Origin of the sequence: Bacillus sp. SIMBA_074, assembly GCF_046534555.1 — a bacterium.
Lineage (GTDB): Bacteria > Bacillota > Bacilli > Bacillales > Bacillaceae_G > Bacillus_A > Bacillus_A mycoides.
Genome location: NZ_JAWRYM010000205.1, coordinates 1 through 351, shown reverse-complemented (window position 1 = coordinate 351; position 351 = coordinate 1). Strand labels below are relative to the sequence as shown.

General features: G+C 44.4%; 1 protein-coding gene. It reads left to right on the top strand.

All coding sequences use genetic code 11. The features are described from left to right. On the top strand, positions 1-214 hold a 214-nt coding region (locus SB773_RS30510), incomplete at its 5' end, for a hypothetical protein (RefSeq protein WP_410593951.1). Between the last annotated feature and the right edge of the window lie 137 nt (positions 215-351).

The following is a 351-nucleotide window of genomic DNA, read 5'->3' as shown; positions in this document are numbered from 1 at the left end:
GCCAAAAACGGGCAGCTTGTTTGATTCTGCAAGAGTTGTATTAACTACTGAAAAACCCGCTACGACTGGAATGTCTGCGTCGATAGTGGCGGTGACCGTATGTTTTATGACCCTGCTTCCAAAATGGGTTGTGGTGTCTGTAATCGCTACTGCTGTACCTTCGATAACCGTGTCTGCCGCTTTTCCAGAGAAAGCTGGCACCTTTTTTCAATAGGGCTACCACAATAATAATAGCGATAATGAACAGGACCAAACCGATGCCCAAGATGGTAAGTATAACTGACATCCACATCGCTCCTCAATAAAAGGTCTACCAATGTTTACGGATATCCCTTCTAGAAGTTTCGAGAA